We start from the raw sequence: 19,487 nt of genomic DNA, 5'->3' as shown, positions 1-19,487 counted from the left end.
CGTGGCCGATCCCGCGCGCGCCGTCGAGCGGCTCGTCTTCTCCGCGCTCGACGGCGCGCCGGTGGTCATCGAACGCGCCGGTCTGTTCGATGAACTCGCCGATCCGGCCGCGCGCGCCGCCCTGCTCGACGGCGAGGGCCTGGCCCTCACCGATCACCGCCGCGCGCTCCATGCCGAGCTGCTGGCCCACGTCATTGTCGATCTCCGGGGGCGTACATGAGCGTCGAACTCGAATTTCCCGCGGCCGATGCGGTGCGCTTCACGCTCGAGGTCAACGGGCAGGCGCGAGAGGTCACCGCCGAGCCGCGCACCCATCTCGCCGATGTGCTGCGCGAGCACTGTGGCCTGACCGCCACCCACCTCGGCTGCGAGCAGGGGGTGTGCGGGGCCTGCACCGTCCAGGTCGACGGCGAGCCGGTGCGTGCCTGTCTGCAGTCGGCCAGCCGCTTCGCGGGCCGCGATATCCGCACGCTCGAAGCCTTCGACGATGATCCGCTCGGCGAGGCCCTGCGTCGCGCCTTCAGCGAAGAGCATGCGCTGCAGTGCGGCTACTGCACGCCCGGCATGCTGATCACGGCGCGCGACATCGTCACGCGGCTGCCGGACGCCGACGAGGCGCGCATCCGCGAGGAGCTGGCCGGCAACCTCTGCCGTTGCACCGGTTACCGGGGCATTGTCCGCGCGATCGCGCGCGTGCTCGAAACCCATCGACACGAGACGACCGATGGACGTTGAACAGCGTTTCACCATCGATGTCCCGGCCGACGACGTCTGGCGGGCATTCAAGGATCCGGCGCTGCTGGTCGACTGTCTGCCGGGGGCGTCCTTGCGCGAGCCGGTCGACGGCTCTCATCTGAAACTGCTGTTTCAGGTCAAGCTCGGTCCGATAACCGCCGCCTTCACCGGTGAGGGCGATCTCCAACTCGACGACGACCGGCGCAGGGGCGGCCTGGAAGGCCGCGGTACCGATCGCAAGAGCAACAGCCGGGTGAAGGGCGAAGCCGCGTTCGCGGTGGTCGCGGAAGGCGCGGCGACCGCCGTCGACCTGTCGGTTCGTTTCTCGATCACCGGCAAGCTCGCCCAGTTCAGCCGTGAAGGCATCGTTCAGGCGCTGGCCGATCAGCTCACTCGCGATTTCGCCGACAATCTGCAGCACGCGCTGCAAGCGCAACCCACGACGACGGCCGATGCGGACCCGGATGTGGACGAGCAGGGCGGCGCCATCCGGCCCGCGGCCGGCGATGGCGGCCAGCCGGTCGCGGCGCGGCCGCGCCTGACGCCGGTCGACAGCGGTTCGGTCAATGTGTTGCGTCTCGTGTGGCGGGTGATCGCGAGTTACTGGCGCCGTCTGCTGCGCAGGTCATCGCGGTGAGTATCGCCCCGCACGATCTGGCGGTGAAGACGGCGCAGGCGCGTCGAGCCTTCGACGGCGCGGCGCTGCGCGGTGTCTGCCGGCTGGGCGAGGCGCGGCCCTCGCTGGGTGATGACGTGCTGCTGCATGCCGGCCCGCCCCTGGGTGATGCCGATGTGCCGCACGCGATCCGGAATGCCGCCATTCATGCGCTCGTCCACGGCGGTCGCGATGCCGGCGCGGCCGCCGAGGCGCTGGACCGCGGCGCGATACGGCTGGCGCCGGCGCAGGACCACGGCGTGGTCACGCCGCTCGCCCAAGTCGTCTCCAGCGCGATGCCGGTGTTCCGTGTCGGTGACGAGGCCGATGAAGTGCTCGCACCGCTAGCCGAGAGCGCACCGCCGGCGCTGCGTTTCGGCTCCGCGGACCCGGTGTGCGTAGTCAACCTGCGCGCTCAGGCGCAATGGGCCTTGGATGTGCTGGCCGGCCGTCTGGCCGAGGCGCCGCTGCCCGTTGTCGGCTGGATCGAGCGTGGGCTCGCCGCGGGCGACGAATGTCATGCCCGCGTGGGCGTGGTCAACGCTGCGTTTCGGCAGGCATTGGGCGAGCTGCCGGCGGATTACGCGCGCACGATCGAGGACAACGCCAATTTCGTGCTGCCCGTGCTCATGGCGGCCAGCGCCTGGGCGCTGCGGCGTCGCGGGGGCTCGATCGCGGCGGCCGGCGGCAACGGCGTCGAGTTCGGTCTGCGCTTTCCCGGCGATGTCGGCTGGCGCACGGTCGCCGCCACACCGCCGGCCGGCGTGTACCTGCCCGGTCGCGAACAGGCGCCGGTGCTGGGTGCGGTGGGCGACAGCCCGGTCATCGATTTCTGCGGGCTGGGTGGCCAGGCGCTGGCCTTCGCTGCCGATCTGCTGGCGGCCTGGGCCGAGGTGCTGCCACCTGCACGGGAACTGTGCGCGGAATCGCTGCTCGAGCCGGACACCGGGCTCGTCTGCAGGCATCGCGTCGTGCACAGCGGGCGTTCGCCGCTGGTGAATCTGGCCATGGTCGACGCCTCGGCCGCGGGTGGGCTCGTCGGACGCGGCGTCTACGCGCCGGGCGTGGATCTGTTCAGGGGGTAGCGGTGTCGCGCCGGGGGTGGCGCGGCACCGCTTTTTTGTACACAGCAGACGTTGTAGCGGTGGATGTCACCGCGCGATGTTGCAGCGCAACACAGCGGTCGTGCCGCGCGGACGCGGTTCGACCGGTGATCGATCGACAGGGCGGTCGGCGCGAAGGGTGGGTCGGCGCCGACCGGGATACAGACACGACGATTCGTCGCGACCCGACCGCGTGGCACTCAGTGCCTCGTGTGTGGATTCGTGACACCGAGATGAGGGTTCAATGGACTTCAGCGCATTTCTGAATTATCTGACGCTACCGCTGCTCTGGGAAGGGTTGCGCACGGCGATGATCATCGCGGTGGTGGCGTTCGCGGCGGCCCTGCCGTTCTCGCTCGGCATGGCCATGATGCGCATGTCCGATTTTCGCATCCTGCGGCTGTTGCCCATCCCCTATATCTGGGTCATGCGCGGCACGCCGATCCTGCTTCAGCTGCTGTTCTGGTACAACGTGCTGCCGCTGTTCGGGCTCAATCTGAGTGCCTTCTGGACCGCCATTCTGGGGCTGATGCTCAACGAGATCGCTTTCATGTCGGAGATCATCCGCGGCGGTCTGCAGTCGATCAAGAAGACCCAGCGCGACGCCGCCAGTGCGCTGGGGCTGACCTCCTGGCAGATCATGCATCGCGTGGTGATGCCCCAGGCCATGCGCTCGATCGCGCCGGCGATGGCCAACGAGGGCATGGTCATCGTCAAGCACACCTCGTTGGCTTCGGTGATCACCGTGCAGGAGCTGACGCTCAGCAGCGAGCAGGTGGTCTCGACCAACTTTCAGTATGTCGAGGTGTTTCTCGCCGCCGGCGTGCTTTACCTCGCAGCGACCACGCTCATCGCCCTGGCACAGAACTATCTCGAGCGGCATCTGGATCTGGAGCGGCGCGGCCATGCCATCGCGGTGGCCGCCCAGGCCGGGCGGGGCCGCGGCGGCGAGCCGGTTCCCGGCGCGCCGCGCGAGGGCGACGGGGTCGAGGCCGAGGCCCCGGCGCTGCAGAAGTTTCTCGGCCCGGCCCGCGCATCGGCCGGGGAGGGTGAAGAGCCTGCCGCGGCGGGATCACGGCGGCCTTACGTGGTGATCAACAAGGTGTCCAAGTCGTTCCACGGCACGCGTGTGCTGCGCGACGTGTCGTTCAACATCTTGCCCGGCGAGGTGGTGTTCCTGATCGGGCCCAGTGGTTCGGGTAAGACCACGCTGCTGCGCACGATCAATCGGCTGGAGACGGTCGACGACGGCGAGATCACCGTGGGCGGCCAGTTCGTGGGCTACCAGTCCTCGCCCTCGGGCACGGTACCGGTTCGGGATGCCGCGCGGTCGCGGGCCCGGGTCGGCGTCGGCATGGTCTTTCAGCACTTCAATCTGTTCGACCACATGACGGTGATCGAAAACGTCATCGAAGCGCCGGTGCGCGTGCACGGCGCGAACCGCGCCCAGGCCCGGACCGACGCCCGCGAACTGCTGGCCTGGGCCGGGCTGGCCGAATACGAGAATCACTATCCGCATCAGTTATCCGGCGGCCAGCAACAGCGCATCGCCATCATCCGGGCGGTGGCGACGCGGCCGAAGTTGCTGCTGTTCGACGAGCCGACTTCCGCGCTCGATCCGGAGCTCGTCAACGAGGTGCTGGATCTGATGCGCAGGCTCGCCGAGTCCGGCATGACGATGGTCGTGGTCAGCCACGAGATCGTGTTCGCGCGCCACTGGGCGGACAAGGTGGTTTTCATGGAAGACGGCGAGATCGTGCAGGCCGGCTCGCCCGATGCCGTCTTCAACGCGCCGGACAATCCGCGCACGAAGAACTTCGTGCATCTCATCGAGCAGCGTTCCGAGGGCCAGTCGAAAACCGCCGAGACGTGAGCCGCGACGGGCGCCGCCGCACGCGACGTGAGGTGGCGCTGGCGGCGGTGTGAATCGAGCCGTACAAGAGGGTTGATGACATGGACGACGACACGACAGCCGCCACTGCTACCGAATCGCGACGCGAGGTCGTGCCCGCTGAACGCCCCTGGTCAGCGCGTCTCGACAAGGGCGACCGGCTGAAGATAACGGATCTGCACGGCGCACAGGCCGTGGATTTTCTCTGTTTCTCGGCCGAGATGCCGGTCGAGCGGTACAACGCGGCCAACACGATCAAGCTGGCCCGCACGATCTATGTCGGCAAGGGCGTCACGCTCTATTCGGAGCTGGCGCGTCCGATGATGACCGTGACCGCAGACACCTGCGGGTCCCACGACACGCTCGCCGGGTGCTGCAGTTCGCAGATCAACGCCGTTCGCTACGGCGTCGAGAACACGCCGAGTTGTCGCGACAATTTCATCTCGGAAATGGCCCGCTGGTGCCTGGGCCCCGGCGATGTCGTGGCCAACGTGAATTTCTTCATGAACGTCCCCGTGGACGGCGAGGGCGCGATTGGCATCGCGCCCTGTCTGTCCGGGCCGGGCGACTACGTGGAATTGCACTGCGACATGCCGGTGATCGCCGTGCTGTCCAACTGCCCGCAACGCCACAACCCGTGTTCGGGTTGCGAACCGACCCCCGTGGAGGTCGTGATCAGTCGTTGATCGCCCGCCACGGCGCCGGACGCCGTCGTGTCCAGGCACACGGCGCTCGGCACGAGGGGGCGACGACCACGACACCGGGCAGGGCGGTGTCGCCGAGAGCCGTTATCCACGTCGCGGGTTTCCCGCATCTCATCGAGCAACGTTCCGAAGGCAAACCATCCCAAACCGTAGAGGTATGAGCCATGACCGACACCACTCCTTTCAAGAAACTCCTCACCGCGTCGGCGCTGCTGGCGGCGGCCGTGACCAGCGCTCCGGCGTTCGCCGCCGACGCTGCGTCGTACAAGATCATCACTTCGGCTGACTTTCCGCCCTTGAGCTACCGCTCCTCCGAAGACAGCTCCAAGGTGATCGGCTTTGAAATGGACATGATCGAGGCGATGTCCGAGCACGGCGACTGGGATTACGAACTGTCCACCGCGGCCTTCGACGGTCTGCTGCCGTCGCTCAAGAGCGGCCGGGTCGACATGGTTGTGTCGGATATCTACAACACGGCCGAGCGGCGCAAGACGGTGAATTTCATCAACTACATCGAGAACGGTTTCGCCGTCATGATCAGGGCCGAGGACGCGGACACCATCACCGGTTACGAGGACATGTGCGGCAAGAACATCGGCATCCTGACTGGCAGCGCGCCGGAGATGGAAGCGGTGACGAAGGCCAGCGAGAAGCACTGCGAATCCCGCGGTGAACCCGCGATCGAGCCCAAGTCCTACCGGTCCGTGGCACAGGAGGTGCCGCATCTGGCCAACGGCCGCCTGGCGGGCATTCTCGAAACGTTGACGACGCTGGCGTACGCCAAGACCCAGAACGAGGGTCAGTTCGAGATCGCCTTCCGTGATCCGAAGACGACGAAGGTCGGCATCGCGCTGCGCCCGGACAGCGACTTCGAGGGCGACCTCCGTGAGGACATGGACTGGTACATGAACGAAGGTCCCGCCGAGGAGCATGCCGAGAAGTGGGACATCCCGGTGAGTGCGCTGATCAAATCCGACGATTGATAGCGCCTTTCCCGGCCGCCCGCGGCCGGCTTCTCGTCGCACGCCCCTTATCGCGAGTGCCCGCCCGGGCCGCGGTAAGGGGCGTCGCGTTTTGAGCGATGCCGCGGCGCCTGTGCTTCACCCGGGACCGAGGGGCGATCGGGGCCACACCGTAGTGTCGCGTCAATCCAAGGCTGTTGCATGCATGGTGGTACACATATTGCATTCAGCTCCTGCGCCTGAGCGGCGGGTGCGCCCCGGCGTGCTCGCCCATTCATTCTTACGGGAGTCGTTTCATGGATCGTCGCGCGTTTCTCAAGAACAGCGCCCTGATGGCCGGCGCGGCCGGCAGTCTGCCGCTGTTCAAATTCATGCCCGCGCACGCGGCCGGCAACCGCGAAACGCTCATCGTGATCACCGGCGCCGGCCCGAACAGCATGGATATCCATCGCGAGGGCACGAACCGGCCCAGCTATGCGATCGCGGTCAATCTCTACGACCGGCTGCTCGGCTACGGCACGAAAACACTTGACGACGGCATCGTGTCGTACGATTACGAAACACTCGTGCCCGAGGTGGCCGAAAGCTGGGAAGTGGCCGACGACAAGATGTCGGCGCTATTCCATCTGCGCAAGACCGCTACCTTCTGGGACGGCAAGCCGATTACCGCCAACGATGTGAAATGGTCGTTCGACCGCGCAGTCACCGTCGGCGGCTTTCCCACCGTGCAGATGAAAGCCGGCTCGCTGGAAAAGCCCGAGCAGTTCGAAGTCGTCGATGAGCACACCTTCAAGATCAACTTCCTGCGCCCGAGCAAGCTCACGCTCCCCGATCTGGCCGTGCCGGTGCCGATCATCATCAATTCGGAAGTCGCAAAAGCGCATGCGACCGATGACGATCCCTGGGCAACCGATTATCTGCATCGCACGCCGGCCGGCGGCGGGGCCTACAAACTGCTGCGCTGGGACCCGGGCGAACAGACGGTTTATGAGCGCTACGACGACTGGCAGAACGGTGAGGTGCCGGCACTCAAGCGGGTGATCATCCGTGAAGTGCCATCGGCGTCCACGCGGCGCGCGCTCATCGAACGCGGCGATACCGATATCTCGCTCGATCTGCCGCCCAAGGAAGCGGCCGACCTGCATGCCAGCGACAAGATCAACGTGGCCGGCGTGCCGATCGAAAACTGTATCAACGCGCTGGGCCTGAACGTGGAGATGGCGCCCTTCGACGACAAGCGCGTGCGTCAGGCCATTGCCTATGCGCTGCCTTATAAACAGATATTCGATGCGGCCGCCTACCGGCGCGGGCGCATGATGCACGGCGGCCAGTCGTTCACGCCGGAATCCTCGGACTGGCCACAGCCGTTTCCCTACGACACGGACCTCGACAAGGCCCGCGCGCTGCTCGAGGAAGCCGGCCACGGCAACGGCTTCGAAGTGCCGTTATCGATCAATCTCGGTCTGGCGCAATGGACCGAGCCCACCGCGCTGCTGATCCAGGAAAGCCTGGGCAAGATCGGTATCCGTACGCCCATCGACAAGATTCCGGGCGCCAACTGGCGCACCCAGGCCTTGGTCGAAAAGAGCCTGGCCATGCACCTGAAGAACTTCGGCGGCTGGCTGAACTACCCCGACTACTACTTCTTCTGGGCCTATGTGAAAGGCCATCTGTTCAACTCGATGAACTACAGCAATCCGACCATCGATCGGCTTGTCGACGACACACTACATATCCCGGTCGACGACCCGGCCTATGTGCCGAACATCAAGAAGATGATCGCGATCGCCTTCGAGGACGTGCCGCTGATTCCGCTCTGGCAGCCGAACCTCGACGTGGCGATGCAGAAGAACGTGAAAGGCTACGAGTACTGGTTCCATCGCCAGCTCGATTGCCGGCCGTTGAAGAAAGCCTGACGCATGGCCGGTCTGGCAACGATTGCCAAGCGTCTGCTCGAAGCACTGCCGACCCTTTTCGGCGTGATTCTGGTGACGTTTGTCCTCACGCGTGCCCTGCCGGGCGATCCGGCGGTGTATTACGCCGGCCCGGCCGCGGACGCCGAATCCATTGCCCAGGTACGCCATGCCATGGGCCTGGATCGCAGCCTGCCGGTGCAGTTCGCAAGCTATGTCAAAGGGCTGGCCGCGGGCGACTGGGGCGTGTCGTTGAGCACCGGGCGTGATGTCACCGAAGAGCTGGGCCGGCGCCTGCCGGCATCGCTCGAATTGACCCTGCTCGGTTTGCTGATTGCGATCGTGGTCGCGATACCGCTCGGCGTGCTCGCGGCGACGCGGCCGAACAGCCTGGTCGATCATATCTGTCGCATCATCGTGACGACCGGTGTGTCGATGCCCGTCTTCTTCACGGGCCTGCTGCTGGTCTATGTCTTCTATTACCAGCTCGGCTGGGCGCCCGCGCCGCTCGGGCGGCTGGATTTCATGTATATCGCGCCGGATCGGGTGACCGGGCTCTATCTGGTCGATAGCCTGATCGCGGGCGATTTCGAGGTCTTTCGGGCCAGCCTGGCGCATATCTTCCTGCCGGCGCTCACGCTGGGCATCTTTGCGCTCGCGCCGATCGCGCGCATGACCCGGGCGGCCATGCTGGATGTGTTGTCGAGCGACTATATCCGGACCGCCCGCGCCAGCGGCCTGGCCATGCGTACCGTGCTGTTCACCTATGCGCTGCGTAACGCGCTGCTGTCGGTGCTCACCACGCTGGGCATGGTGTTCTCTTTTCTGTTGGGCGCCAACGTGCTGGTCGAAAAGGTGTTTTCCTGGCCCGGGATCGGCTCGTTCGCGATCGATGCGCTGGTGGCCTCCGACTATGCGGCCGTCCAGGGCTTCGTGCTGGCGATGGCGCTGCTGTTTGTCACCCTGAATCTGACGATCGATCTGTTGTATGCGGTGATCGATCCGCGGATTAGGGCAGCGAACTAATGGCTGCCACCTCGACGTTCACCCACGCCCGCTATGTGCTCGGCGAAAACCCGCTGACGGTCGTCTCTTTCGGCCTGTTCTTTCTGCTCGTGCTGCTGGCGGCCTTCGGGCCGTGGATTGCGCCCTACGACCCGCTGGCCAGCGATACCGCGATCAAGCTCATGGCGCCGTCGGCCGAGCATTGGTTCGGCACCGACCATCTGGGGCGAGACGTGCTCAGCCGGGTGATCGTGGCGACACGGCTGGATTTGATGATCGCGCTCTCGGCCGTCGCGCTGGCATTCTTCGGCGGCAGCGTGCTGGGTAGCCTGGCCGGCTACTACGGCGGCTGGACCGACCGCGTGATCGGCCGGGTCATCGATACGGTCATGGCCTTTCCGCTGTTCGTGCTGGCGATGGGCATCGTCGCGGTGCTCGGCAACAGCGTGGAGAACATCGTCTATGCCACGGCGGTGATCAATCTGCCGTTCTATGCGCGCGTGGCCCGTGCCGAGATCGGCGTACGGCGCGACTCCGGCTTTGCCGCGGCGGCGAAAGTGGCCGGCAACGGCAATATCGGCGTGCTCGCGCGTCATCTGTATCCGAACATCCTGCCGGCGATGATGGTACAGCTGTCGTTGAACATGGGCTGGGCGATATTGAACGCGGCCGGCCTGTCTTTCATCGGCCTGGGCGTGCGCCCGCCCACGCCGGAGTGGGGGATCATGGTGGCCGAAGGCGCCCAGTTCATCGTCTCCGGTGAATGGTGGCTGGCGGTGTTTCCCGGTGTGTCGCTCATGCTCGCGGTGTTCTGTTTCAACATGATGGGCGACGGGCTGCGCGACCTGATCGACCCGAGACGCCGTACATGAGTGCGTTGCTGGAAGTCTCCGACCTGAGCGTGGAATTTCGCAGCCGTGCCGGCACGGTGCATGTGCTCGACCGAATCGCGCTGTCGGTCGCACGCGGCGAAACCCTGGCCGTGGTGGGCGAAAGCGGCTCCGGCAAGTCGGTCGCGGCGTTTTCGATCATGGGTATTCTCGACGATGCGGCGCGTATCCCGAACGGGCGGGTCGACTTCGGCGGCATGGATCTGCTCAAGGCCAAACGCCGCGAGCTCGACGAAGTGCGCGGGCGCGAGATGGCGATGATCTTTCAGAGCCCGCGTACCGCGCTCAACCCGATTCGCAAGGTCGGCCACCAGATCGAGGACGTGCTGCGTCGGCATGGCCCCGTAGCCCGGGGCGATGCCAAACGGCGCGCGATCGAAGCGCTCGAACAGGTCCGTATTCCTGACCCGGGGCGGCGTTACGATGCCTATCCGTTCGAGTTGTCGGGCGGGCTGTGTCAGCGCGTGATGATCGCGATCGCGCTGTGCTGCAAACCGCGGCTTCTGATCGCCGACGAGCCCACCACCGGCCTGGATGTGACCACCCAGGCCACGATCATGGATCTGCTGGCCGAGCTCGGCCGTGAGACCGGGCTGGCCACGCTGCTGATCACCCACGATCTGGCGCTGGCCTCGCAGTACGCCGACCGGATCGCGGTCATGCATGCCGGTCAGGTCGTCGAAACCGCGCCGACCGCATCGTTGTTCGCTGCGCCGCGCCATCCGTATACCGCCGGCCTGATGGGGGCGACACCGACCAGCACCACCGCGCTCGATGCGCTGGAATCGGTGCCCGGGCGTATTCCGCCGCTCAACGCCGATCTGCCGGTCTGTCGTTTTGCCGAGCGCTGCTCGCGCCGGGTCGCCGAATGTGACGACCCCGGCCCGCGCTTCGACGCCGACGCGCAGGCGCCCGATCATTATTTCGCTTGTCGGAGGCCGTTATAAAACCGTTGCTCGACGTTCAGGGGCTGTCCAAGCTGTATCCGGTCTCCGACGGCGAGTCGGCGCCGATGCGTGCATTGCGCGGCTGGGCCCGCCATCAGCCGTGCCCGGCGCCGAAGCTGCATGCCGTGGATGATGTGAATTTCACCATCGGCGCGGGCGAAAGCGTCGGCCTGGTGGGCGAGTCCGGCTGTGGCAAATCGACACTGGTGAGCCTGATCACGCGGCTGATCGAACCCAGCGCGGGCGCGATCCTGTTCGAAGGCGAGGATATTGCCGCCATCAATACGCGCGCGTTCGCGCGCTCGCCCGAACGAGGGGCGATTCAGGTGGTCTTTCAGGACCCGCACGACAGCCTCAACCCGCGCCATAGCGCCTTCGATGCGATCGCCGAACCGTTGCGGCGTTTGAAGAAAATGGCGACAGCCGACTGCCGGCCGCGGGTGGCCGAACTGGCTCGCGACGTCGGCCTGCCGGAAGAGCTGCTGGACCGCTTGCCGCATCAGTTGTCCGGCGGCCAGAAAGCCCGCGTGAATATCGCCCGCGCGCTCGCGCCCGAACCGCGGCTGCTGGTGCTGGACGAACCCACCTCGGCGCTCGACGTGTCGGTCCAGGCGGTGATTCTCAAGCTGCTCGCCGATCTGCGCAGCCGCCTGGGTATCAGCTATCTGTTCGTGTCTCACGATCTCAACGTCGTGCGGCTGCTCTGCGACCGCGTGATCGTGATGTATCTCGGGCGGATCGTGGAAACCGGCACCGCGGAACAGGTCTTCGAGCAGGCCGCGCATCCCTACACGCGCGCGTTGATTTCGGCGATCCCGCGCACGATCGAGGAAAGCGAAGTCGAGCGTATTCACCTGCCGGGCGATCCGCGCAGCCCGGTCAATCCGGACCCGAACGTGTGTCGCTTCTACGGCCGTTGCCCGCGCGGCGTCGACCAGTGCCAACGGAATGAGCCGCGCCTGCAACGGCTGGCGGAGGGGCATGAAGCGGCCTGTCATTTCGCTGATGAAGCGAGCCCGCTCTCCGCTCTACGTTTTCAATAAACGATGGGCGTGGCGATGGCCTGCGTTCGAGCGGCGCAGATACCGGATATACGGTATGGCGTCCGCGACATGCGGTGCCCCTCGGCGCCAGTGGTCGTTTGCGTCAGAAAGCGCCGCGCCATCTCGTACCGAGTGGCACCCTATTGTGGGAATTACGGGCAAATAACACGACGTACCGGCTGGCATACGAAGCGGGTATGTACCCGCTCTTCGGCGCAAAGTGCCGATAGGCGGGCGCGTTTTTCGATAATGAGTCGGCGGCGGTCTTTTCGCCCGCGCTGAATCTGGAGCCGGAGACGCTCGAGACCGACTAGATGGCTGCGACAAGCTGCGTTGCCGGCTGCAGCAGGCGTTCGGCGAGCAGGGCGCCGAGCGCGATCTGCACGCCGCGGACGGGTTTCTTGGCCCATTCGAGCAGCACCCAGGTCTGGGCGTGCAGCCCCCAGAGCAGGCGTTTTCGGCGAACCACCTTGAGGCCGGCGCTCTTGATATCGTTGTCCATCGTGCGCCCGGACAGCATGTTGATGCCCACGCGCTTGCCGCGCAGGCGTCGGACCATGCGCTTGGTCCAGTAGTGCAGGCAGCGGCGATCGTAGTAGGTCATCAGGACCCGACCGTTGCCGGCCTCGGCAAGCACGGCCAGCGCCTGACGCCGACTCTCCCGGCTGGGGATGTGCTGGAACATGCGGATGGACACGGCGAGGTCGACATCGGTGTCGACCGGCAGGCGGTCGAGGATGTCGGCGCGCTGGACGCGCTCCCGGTCGGCCTGTTCCTGCGCCTGGTTGCTGCGCAGCCACTCGATCATGGCATCCGAGCGGTCAAGACACGTGACCTGATAGCCCATGGTCTTGTAGAGCGGATAGAAACGCCCGTAGCCGCAGGGAATGTCGACCACATGGGTCGAGCCGGCATCGGCGCTGTGCGCCAGCAGCTCGCGGGCGATGCGGTGCTCGCGCCAGTTCACAAACCGCTGCGACGGCGAACGGTATCGACCGGCTGCATATTGGTCCACATGCGCCTGATTGTTGACGTGGGCGGGCGTGGCGCGTCGGGGGGATGGGCTCATGCGATGGCAGCCGTCGGGTGGCACCTGTGTGACGCCTCGGCGGCACACAAGTTCAAGATCCGGCGCGTCGCGCGCGTTGCGCCACCGCCATGGACGTTCAGCTTATCAGGGTATGTGCGGGTACCGGCTTTCGGGATGCGGGCCGACGCGGGTGTCGTTCTGCGCGCGGCGGCCGAGCCGCAGGTCGTCGATCGCACGATGGAGCCGTTCGCGGCCGCCACAGTAGACTTCGACGAGGTGCAGCGTGCGCAGCAGGTGTTGCTCGACGATGCGCATATCGGGGGCGGGTGTGGCCAGTTCCAGCAGCATCAGGCCGGCGAGCGCGTTGGCCCGCACCGCCGACTGGGAGGGATTGTCGATACCCAGCAGCGCCGTTTCGGCGCGGGCCGAGGCGTGCGTGAATCGAGAATCCAGTTCATACAGCGCCAGGGCCGCGGTGGCCGCCGTGGCCAGCGCTGCACCGGGGGTGTCGCGATCGTCGATCACGAGGGCGCTGGTGCGTTCGTTCACCCGGCAGGCGATATCGAACGCCGAAGGCGCTTCGTCGTCGGGCCGCCGCCGATGCGAGGCCCCTGCGCTACGCGGAAGATCCGGCATGGACTGTCTCCTTGCGCTCCGGCGCGAACTCTATGTCAGTCGCATGCGCCGCGCAATCGCACGCCGATGACGCACCGCTGGCAGCCATTGCCGTGCGGTGGATTGCGGGTCGCGATCGGCGCAAATACGGATGGTGCGCACGGCGGACGCATCCCATACTCCCGGCACGATAAGACAACCGATCGCCCCGATCGGTTGCGCAGCGGTCGACACCCTCGCCGGCCGCAGTGATCTCGGATACGCACCCGGCTCGATCGCACACCGCTCGGCGTCGCCGCCGACACGGACTGGTGGGCTAGGCGTCCCACCGTCGGGCCCGGCGCGACCGATCGCCTTTTGAACACGAACACCCGCGCGCGGACCGTCGCGCCGCGCCGCCCTTATTGCCAAGGAGTACCCAAATGCACAGTCCCGGTATCGAATCCGGCGACTCGCCCCCGCTGGCGCGTGACGCGGGGCGGGTGGCGGCCCCGCACGCGCCTTTCGTATTCGACGACTATCGCCCGTCGCCCGCCCTGGCCCTGCTGGTTAGCGGCCGCGCGCTGCCGGCACTCGGCCTGTTCCTGGCGGGGGCCCTGTGGGCGACCATGACGTTGATGGTCGTGGCCGGCCAGGGGCCGGCGGAGCCGGCCGATGGCGCGCTCGTCGAGCGTTTCGCGCCGCCGCTTGCACTCATGGTGATGGGCCTCGTCGCGCGCCTGATCACCTGTGGCGTGGCCCGGCTGCCGCAACGGCCGGCGCGCGCCGCGGAAATCGCAGCCGTTCGCGAGGCCGCACGGGCCCACGGCACGCTGGCGCCGATGCTCGACGCGCAGTCGCGCACCGGCGATACCTGGCGACTGGGTCACATCCGGCAGGTGTGGCGGATGCTCGAAGGCGGGACCGCGCGGCGCGAGAACCGCGTCGCCTGAGGTTCGCCGGCGCCCGCCGCTGCCTGGTGGCCTCACGGCGTCTTGGTCGCCGCCGCGGCCATGATCCGGTTGTCCTCCCGGCCTGCTGCTCGTGACCCTGTCACGCCGCGCCGTACGAGTCCATCAGTGCCGGATCGCCGCCGGTGTGAGGCGATCGGAGCATGCGATCGCTCGCCGTGGCCGGCGTACGCATGGTCATCGTGGCGGGGTGCGGGGCGGTCTCCGGATCGTGGCTCTGCGAGGCCGCAGTCGAGTGTCGCGAGGGTATCGTGATCACGGCGACATCGGCGGATAGCGGATATCTCCTCCAGCGGGCGAATCGCCTCTTGAAGGAGCGCCGATGGCGAAGCCCGGCGCGAGACTGATCCCCCAGAGGCTCGATGTGACCGCGCCGCGCGATTCCGGTAGGGGCAAGGCCGGCGTGGGTTCGTCGGCGCGATCCATTGCGTGCCGAGTATCGCGCCGGCTTGTCGCCGGTCATGCAGCGGCCGTTCGGTCGGCGTCGGGCTGGCGTGTGGCCCGGGCGATAGCCCGTCCGGTTGCCGAGCAGCCAGGCCCCGGGCTGCCTCGTGTGTGGCGTGACCCGCATCGTGCCGTGCCGCGTGGGTGCGCTGCGGCGGGTCGGCCCGCACGATGGATGATCCGACCGGCGTAATGACGGGCACGCAGGTCGGCCGCGGCCGCTGGAAGCGGAGGGCGGTGGCGACGGCGCAGGCTGCCGAGCGGTCCGCCGTATTCTGCCTGTCGGTGTGGCCGGCTCACGCACGATAGACGACCCCGCCGGGGCGGGGTCGTGACGGGTACTCTTATCGTGACCGGTCGCCCGGTTCCGCTCGGTGGCTCAAGCCGAGCGGATACCGGCGCGCTTCTGCGCGATCGCGTTGCGACTCACGCCGATCTGAATGCCCGCGATCACCAGCCCGGCGACGACCGCCGGCCAATGAAACGCGTCGTTCGTGAACAGGGTGGCCAGGCCACCCAGAACCAGGGATGCGGCGACCAGCAGGGTTATCCAGGCGGACAGACCCGCCTGACGGACATGCACCAACATTTTTTCAACCTCCTCAGGCGTTCCGGAAACGACTAAAACTGGAAATCGCCGCGTGCGGCAACTCCGGTATGTGTTCCGTAGGCGAATCTCAGTACTCGGGGAAACAAGAAGCAGCCCCGACGCGGGCGTGAGGGGCTGCTCAGCGATGCGGATTATAGCGCCGCGCAGATGACAGAAAACTTAAAACGGTCTCGTTTTCTCGATTTAATTTAACAATGCGAAGTTTCGCGGCGTTCAATCGTGCCGATCGTTGGCGCAGCGAAGGTTTCGCACCCTGGCCGGCGGCTCGAATCCCGGCAGGAGCACCTTTGAATGGTCGATCGCCAAGCCATGCCGTACGGACGCGCCGGTGGTTCGAGCGCGACCCGTCCGTCGCCGCGGCCCGTACGGCATGGCTCGCCCGATGATGTTCGTGGGGCCACGGATTCTCTGGCCATTGTGCGAGCGGCCGGAGGGATTGGCGTTTGCATCGCGTCGGTGCGGTCACGTGCCGGCAACATGGCCGGCGCAGGCTATCCGTCCCCAAACCTGCGGAGGCCGCACCATGTCCCGCGATCCGTTCTTCAAGCCGTACACGCCCGTGCTGGAAACCGTGCCCGCCGACGGCCAGACCGCCATTCATCTGCGCGGGTTGGCGCTGGGCAGCCGGGTGGTGGTCGAGGGCCCCGACCCGGACGCCTTCGAAGTGAGTGGCGAGGCACTCGCACTGGCCTTCGTCGTACCGGGGCGATACCGGATCATCGTGCGGGCGCCGGACGGTCGGGTCGTCGACCGCGTCGAGACCGAGGTGACCTCCCCGGCGGCGGCCTAGGCATTTCTGCACAGTGCACCCGCCAGGGCGCCGGTAGAACAACGCGTTGCGTGCATCGTGGCCGCCGGCTGCGCTTTCGAATCCCGCGGCGCCGCACGGTAAAGGGCGACCACGATCGCGATTTCGGAGGCGCTGCCGATTCCGGCGCCGTCGGCAGTTTCCGGGCCCGGATGGGTTCGGCTTGCGAGCCTGTACGGGCCAGACCACGGGCCGTTGAAGCGGCACGACCGGTGCGCGCCAGCCGTGCCGAGCGGGCCTAGCTCGCCAGCAGCGTGTTGAGATCCGGCGGCAGGTCGAAGGTGACGTCGGCGAATTCGCCGTTCGTGATCGCCTTGCCGAGCGTGTGCACGACGACGCGGGCGGGGCCCTGGACGTCGGCGGCGGTCATGCCGGCGCGGGTGGCGACCTGCTCGTAGAAGGTGTCGAGCGGCACGTGCGATTCACGCGTGGCCGGGGCCTGCTGGCCGCCGGCCAGAGCCGCCTTGGACAGATCGCCCGGCAGCTGCGAGCTCATGCGGCGGTTCTCTTCCTGCGACAGATGCATGCACAACGCCTCGATCGTGGCGTAGGTCACGGTGCGGGCGGTCTGGGTGTCGCCGATCTCGTCGGCAGCGGCCACGCGTTTGATGAATTCTTCGGTCTGCATGGTTTCTTCCTTGATCGTGTAAAGCGTTCGGCACGGCGGTTCGGCCGTGCCCTGCGTCGAATCTGTCGGCACTGTGACGATCACAGCCGGGCCTGGCTATCAGGGCAAACACGGAACACACGCCCCGCCGCGCGGTGTCGACGGCGGGTCGAACGCGTACACTGTCGCGCGTTGCAGTTGCGTGACGGATGGGCGGACGTATGCGAATCGTGGTGATCGGCGCCGGTGCCTGGGGCAAGAACATCATCCGCAATCTCGACGAGTTGGACGCGCTCGGTGGCATCGTCGACGGCAACGCCGAACGGCTCAACGAGTACGGCGAACGCTACCCGCAGGCGGCGCTGTTCGCGGATTACCGCGCGGCGCTGGCCTCCGACTGCGAGGCGGTGGCGATCGCCACGCCCACGCCGTCGCATTTCGAGATCGCCATGGCCGCGATCGAGGCCGGCAAGGACGTGTTCGTCGAGAAGCCGCTCACGCACAGTTCCGCCGAGGCGCGCCAGCTGGTCGACGCCGCCGAGCATCGGAACGTGATCCTGATGGTGGGGCATCTGCTCATCTATCAGCCCGCGATCGCCTGGATGCGGGACTACGTCGCCGCCGGCGAGATCGGCGAACTGTTCTCCATCCGCCACGAGCGGCTCAACCTCGGGCGGGCACGCAGCGCCGAGAACGTGATCTGGGACATCGGCGTGCACGACATGGCGATCATGCTCTATCTGGTGGGCGAGGCGCCCGAACGCGTACGCGGCACCGGCCATCGCATGCTCGGGCTCGAGGTGGAGGACGAGGTCCACGTGCATCTGGAATTCGCCAACGACGTGCGTGGCAACATCCACACCTCCTGGCTCTGGCCCGAGACCGCCCGCCGCACCATCGTCCGCGGCGCGGCCGGGATGCTGGTCTACGACGAAGTCGCCCAGACCGTGACGCTGCACCGCAAGTGGATCGATGCCGATCTGCAGAACCACGACGAGGGCAGCGAGGTCGTCCATCGCGGCGACGGCCAGCCGCTGCGGCTGGAACTGCAGCACTTCATGGACTGTGCTCGCGAGCGCACGCCGTCGCGCTCGGACGGCGCCAGTGCCCTGGCCGTGGTCGAGACGCTCGAGCGCATCAATGCCGCCGTGGCGGAGTCGAGCCGCTACTGACACCACCCGGGGCGCCGCGTCCCGCGCCCGGCCGTTCGCCACGGCGCCGGGTCGGCACGGGGTCGGCCAGACGCGCCATGTCGACTGGAGCCCGAACGCGTCCGGCCTCGGCATGATCGTCGATAGACGGGCGGCGGGCATTCCTGGTGCGGGCCGGGTGCCTAAAACCACCGCAGGGCCGATGCGACGGACCATGGCGCATCGTCATTGGGTGGCTTCGGCCAACGCGCCTCGCGATCGATGCCCGAAAGGGGCCGCGCGGCGTCCGTCAGCGCCGGCTGGCCAGCCTGACCGCGCGGCGCAGCGGCGAGCGCGGCCGGAATGCAGGCGTCGGGCGCGCGTCCGCGAGATGTCCCGCGGGACGCCCGCGCGATCCGCTATAAGGCGCCGGTCTCTCGCGAAGCCCGGCTCTGCATGACGCTCAGGCCGGTGACCGCGGCCAGGATCAATATCATGCCGAGCACCTGGGCCGGTCTCAGGCCGTCGTTCATGACCAGCAGACCGAAGAGCGTCGCCGTGACCGGTTCGACCATCGCCACGATCGAGGCGGCGGTCGGCAGGCTGTGGCGAAGCCCGGTGATGTAGCAGTAGAACGACAGCCCCGCGCCGAGCAGCCCGAGCAGAACAAACCAGACGACGTCGGGAGACACGGTGACCGCGACGATCTGGCCCGGATCGGTCAGGGGCAGCAGCACCAGCGCGCCCGCTGCGAAGGCGATCGCGAGCACGCTCGGCGTCGGCCCATGTGCGCCGGCGTACTTGAAGCCGAAGATGAACAGCGCGTAGGACAGACCCGCGAGCAGGCCGCTGACGAGGCCGAGCAGGGTGATCGCGCCCGCCTCGGCGCGGTAGATGCCGGTCAGCAGCACGATCCCCGCCATGACCAGCGCCACTGCCGCCAGTTTCACCGGCGTGGGCCGCTCCGCCCCGCTGATGAACGACACCAGATAGACGAAGATGGGCGCGCTGTACATCAGCGTCGCCGCGACCGCCACGCTGCCTTCGCTGATGCTGATGAAATAGAAGGCGAAATTCCCGGCCACCCCGAGCCCCGCGACGAGCGACCAGAGCACGAGGCGCCGGTTGAGCGTCATGCGTCTGCCGCGCAGGCGCATGACGCCCAGCCAAAGCACCATGCAAGCCAGACCGATCAGGGCGCGCCAGAACGACATGGTCTCCGGGTCCCAGTCCCGGTCGATGAGCAGGCTGCCGAGGCCGCCGGCGAGCCCCCACTGAAAGGCGGCGAACATGACCAGTGCAATGGCCGAGAACTTCATTCGGTCTCCAGAACGAAATGCGGACTTCAGCCGGTGGGCGGAACGCTGACCGGCAGCGGTTGTAGCGGTGTAACTTTAGCCCGGATACCGCGCGGCGGCGCTCAGGCGGTGTGGTCTTCGTGGTGC

The 19,487-nt window shown here is 67.0% G+C and carries 20 protein-coding genes; 14 read left to right on the top strand and 6 right to left on the bottom strand.

What is annotated here, in order from left to right; translation table 11 throughout:
- Positions 1 to 190: hypothetical protein (locus SAOR_RS17005; RefSeq protein WP_221180021.1), on the bottom strand; the 190-nt coding region annotated here is incomplete at its 3' end.
- A 26-nt stretch (positions 191 to 216) separates the two neighbouring features.
- On the opposite strand from SAOR_RS17005, the gene SAOR_RS15335 reads away from it, so the two are divergent.
- From SAOR_RS15335 to SAOR_RS15285, 11 genes are all read left to right on the top strand, one after another.
- Complete coding sequence (locus SAOR_RS15335; protein WP_123632183.1) at positions 217 to 735, top strand: (2Fe-2S)-binding protein; 519 nt, start codon at positions 217 to 219, stop codon at positions 733 to 735.
- Entirely contained in the window at positions 725 to 1,372 is a 648-nt protein-coding gene (locus SAOR_RS15330; protein ID WP_123632182.1) for an SRPBCC family protein, read from the top strand. The genes SAOR_RS15335 and SAOR_RS15330 overlap by 11 nt, the downstream gene beginning before the upstream one ends.
- Positions 1,369 to 2,475, top strand: a complete 1,107-nt coding sequence (locus tag SAOR_RS15325) for an oxamate carbamoyltransferase subunit AllG family protein (RefSeq protein WP_245965503.1) — start codon at positions 1,369 to 1,371, stop codon at positions 2,473 to 2,475. Before SAOR_RS15330 ends, SAOR_RS15325 begins: the two co-directional genes overlap by 4 nt.
- A 262-nt stretch (positions 2,476 to 2,737) precedes the next feature.
- A complete protein-coding gene (locus tag SAOR_RS15320) occupies positions 2,738 to 4,366 on the top strand; it encodes an amino acid ABC transporter permease/ATP-binding protein (protein WP_123632181.1) in 1,629 nt (542 codons plus the stop codon).
- Positions 4,367 to 4,497: 131 nt separating this feature from the next.
- Complete coding sequence (locus SAOR_RS15315) at positions 4,498 to 5,070, top strand: DUF1989 domain-containing protein (protein WP_185015722.1); 573 nt, start codon at positions 4,498 to 4,500, stop codon at positions 5,068 to 5,070.
- A 182-nt stretch (positions 5,071 to 5,252) separates the two neighbouring features.
- A complete protein-coding gene (locus SAOR_RS15310) occupies positions 5,253 to 6,071 on the top strand; it encodes a transporter substrate-binding domain-containing protein (protein WP_123632179.1) in 819 nt (272 codons plus the stop codon).
- 275 nt (positions 6,072 to 6,346) lie between these two features.
- On the top strand, positions 6,347 to 7,966 hold the full coding sequence (locus SAOR_RS15305; RefSeq protein WP_123632178.1) for an ABC transporter substrate-binding protein: 1,620 nt from the start codon (positions 6,347 to 6,349) through the stop codon (positions 7,964 to 7,966).
- Positions 7,967 to 7,969: 3 nt separating this feature from the next.
- Positions 7,970 to 8,989 (top strand): ABC transporter permease, encoded by a 1,020-nt coding sequence (locus tag SAOR_RS15300; protein ID WP_123632177.1) that lies wholly within the window; start codon positions 7,970 to 7,972, stop codon positions 8,987 to 8,989.
- Complete coding sequence (locus SAOR_RS15295) at positions 8,989 to 9,840, top strand: ABC transporter permease (RefSeq protein ID WP_123632176.1); 852 nt, start codon at positions 8,989 to 8,991, stop codon at positions 9,838 to 9,840. Before SAOR_RS15300 ends, SAOR_RS15295 begins: the two co-directional genes overlap by 1 nt.
- The gene (locus SAOR_RS15290) at positions 9,837 to 10,805 is read left to right on the top strand and encodes an ABC transporter ATP-binding protein (RefSeq protein ID WP_123632175.1); all 969 of its coding nucleotides are present in this window, start codon (positions 9,837 to 9,839) and stop codon (positions 10,803 to 10,805) included. The genes SAOR_RS15295 and SAOR_RS15290 overlap by 4 nt, the downstream gene beginning before the upstream one ends.
- A gap of 5 nt (positions 10,806 to 10,810) precedes the next feature.
- Positions 10,811 to 11,848, top strand: a complete 1,038-nt coding sequence (locus tag SAOR_RS15285) for an oligopeptide/dipeptide ABC transporter ATP-binding protein (protein WP_123632174.1) — start codon at positions 10,811 to 10,813, stop codon at positions 11,846 to 11,848.
- A gap of 310 nt (positions 11,849 to 12,158) precedes the next feature.
- Here SAOR_RS15285 and SAOR_RS15280 read toward each other — a convergent pair whose 3' ends face one another.
- Positions 12,159 to 12,917, bottom strand: coding sequence for a class I SAM-dependent methyltransferase (locus SAOR_RS15280; RefSeq protein WP_123632173.1), 759 nt, complete (start codon positions 12,915 to 12,917; stop codon positions 12,159 to 12,161).
- A gap of 105 nt (positions 12,918 to 13,022) precedes the next feature.
- Positions 13,023 to 13,514 (bottom strand): hypothetical protein, encoded by a 492-nt coding sequence (locus tag SAOR_RS15275; RefSeq protein WP_123632172.1) that lies wholly within the window; start codon positions 13,512 to 13,514, stop codon positions 13,023 to 13,025.
- Positions 13,515 to 13,915: 401 nt separating this feature from the next.
- On the opposite strand from SAOR_RS15275, the gene SAOR_RS15270 reads away from it, so the two are divergent.
- Positions 13,916 to 14,425: a hypothetical protein gene (locus SAOR_RS15270; protein ID WP_123632171.1), complete on the top strand. Its 510-nt coding sequence runs from the start codon at positions 13,916 to 13,918 to the stop codon at positions 14,423 to 14,425.
- An 841-nt stretch (positions 14,426 to 15,266) separates the two neighbouring features.
- On the opposite strand, the gene SAOR_RS15265 is transcribed toward SAOR_RS15270, so the two are convergent.
- On the bottom strand, positions 15,267 to 15,476 hold the full coding sequence (locus SAOR_RS15265; RefSeq protein ID WP_123592180.1) for a hypothetical protein: 210 nt from the start codon (positions 15,474 to 15,476) through the stop codon (positions 15,267 to 15,269).
- A 544-nt stretch (positions 15,477 to 16,020) separates the two neighbouring features.
- On the opposite strand from SAOR_RS15265, the gene SAOR_RS15260 reads away from it, so the two are divergent.
- Complete coding sequence (locus tag SAOR_RS15260) at positions 16,021 to 16,287, top strand: hypothetical protein (protein WP_123632170.1); 267 nt, start codon at positions 16,021 to 16,023, stop codon at positions 16,285 to 16,287.
- 256 nt (positions 16,288 to 16,543) lie between these two features.
- On the opposite strand, the gene SAOR_RS15255 is transcribed toward SAOR_RS15260, so the two are convergent.
- Positions 16,544 to 16,933 (bottom strand): DUF2267 domain-containing protein, encoded by a 390-nt coding sequence (locus SAOR_RS15255; protein ID WP_123632169.1) that lies wholly within the window; start codon positions 16,931 to 16,933, stop codon positions 16,544 to 16,546.
- A gap of 200 nt (positions 16,934 to 17,133) precedes the next feature.
- Here SAOR_RS15255 and SAOR_RS15250 point away from each other — a divergent pair, with 200 nt between their 5' ends.
- Complete coding sequence (locus tag SAOR_RS15250) at positions 17,134 to 18,084, top strand: Gfo/Idh/MocA family protein (protein ID WP_245965502.1); 951 nt, start codon at positions 17,134 to 17,136, stop codon at positions 18,082 to 18,084.
- A gap of 377 nt (positions 18,085 to 18,461) precedes the next feature.
- Here the strand turns inward: SAOR_RS15250 and SAOR_RS15245 are convergent, their stop codons facing one another.
- Positions 18,462 to 19,361, bottom strand: coding sequence for a DMT family transporter (locus tag SAOR_RS15245; protein WP_123632168.1), 900 nt, complete (start codon positions 19,359 to 19,361; stop codon positions 18,462 to 18,464).
- Between the last annotated feature and the right edge of the window lie 126 nt (positions 19,362 to 19,487).

The organism is Salinisphaera orenii subsp. orenii MK-B5 (assembly GCF_003788635.1).
Classification (GTDB): domain Bacteria; phylum Pseudomonadota; class Gammaproteobacteria; order Nevskiales; family Salinisphaeraceae; genus Salinisphaera; species Salinisphaera orenii.
Note: the sequence above shows the minus strand (reverse complement) of the source record. Positions and strands in the feature narration are given on the sequence as shown.

Bases quoted from the DNA above. Each gene is read 5' to 3' on its own strand.
- SAOR_RS15275 (WP_123632172.1), bottom strand. From the start codon at position 13,514: ATGCCGGATCTTCCGCGTAGCGCAGGGGCCTCGCATCGGCGGCGGCCC.
- SAOR_RS15330 (WP_123632182.1), top strand. From the start codon at position 725: ATGGACGTTGAACAGCGTTTCACCATCGATGTCCCGGCCGACGACGTC.
- SAOR_RS15270 (WP_123632171.1), top strand. From the start codon at position 13,916: ATGCACAGTCCCGGTATCGAATCCGGCGACTCGCCCCCGCTGGCGCGT.
- SAOR_RS15265 (WP_123592180.1), bottom strand. From the start codon at position 15,476: ATGTTGGTGCATGTCCGTCAGGCGGGTCTGTCCGCCTGGATAACCCTG.
- SAOR_RS15280 (WP_123632173.1), bottom strand. From the start codon at position 12,917: ATGAGCCCATCCCCCCGACGCGCCACGCCCGCCCACGTCAACAATCAG.
- SAOR_RS15310 (WP_123632179.1), top strand. From the start codon at position 5,253: ATGACCGACACCACTCCTTTCAAGAAACTCCTCACCGCGTCGGCGCTG.
- SAOR_RS15300 (WP_123632177.1), top strand. From the start codon at position 7,970: ATGGCCGGTCTGGCAACGATTGCCAAGCGTCTGCTCGAAGCACTGCCG.
- SAOR_RS15335 (WP_123632183.1), top strand. From the start codon at position 217: ATGAGCGTCGAACTCGAATTTCCCGCGGCCGATGCGGTGCGCTTCACG.
- SAOR_RS15250 (WP_245965502.1), top strand. From the start codon at position 17,134: ATGCGAATCGTGGTGATCGGCGCCGGTGCCTGGGGCAAGAACATCATC.
- SAOR_RS15255 (WP_123632169.1), bottom strand. From the start codon at position 16,933: ATGCAGACCGAAGAATTCATCAAACGCGTGGCCGCTGCCGACGAGATC.
- SAOR_RS15305 (WP_123632178.1), top strand. From the start codon at position 6,347: ATGGATCGTCGCGCGTTTCTCAAGAACAGCGCCCTGATGGCCGGCGCG.
- SAOR_RS15290 (WP_123632175.1), top strand. From the start codon at position 9,837: ATGAGTGCGTTGCTGGAAGTCTCCGACCTGAGCGTGGAATTTCGCAGC.
- SAOR_RS15320 (WP_123632181.1), top strand. From the start codon at position 2,738: ATGGACTTCAGCGCATTTCTGAATTATCTGACGCTACCGCTGCTCTGG.
- SAOR_RS15260 (WP_123632170.1), top strand. From the start codon at position 16,021: ATGTCCCGCGATCCGTTCTTCAAGCCGTACACGCCCGTGCTGGAAACC.
- SAOR_RS15245 (WP_123632168.1), bottom strand. From the start codon at position 19,361: ATGAAGTTCTCGGCCATTGCACTGGTCATGTTCGCCGCCTTTCAGTGG.
- SAOR_RS15295 (WP_123632176.1), top strand. From the start codon at position 8,989: ATGGCTGCCACCTCGACGTTCACCCACGCCCGCTATGTGCTCGGCGAA.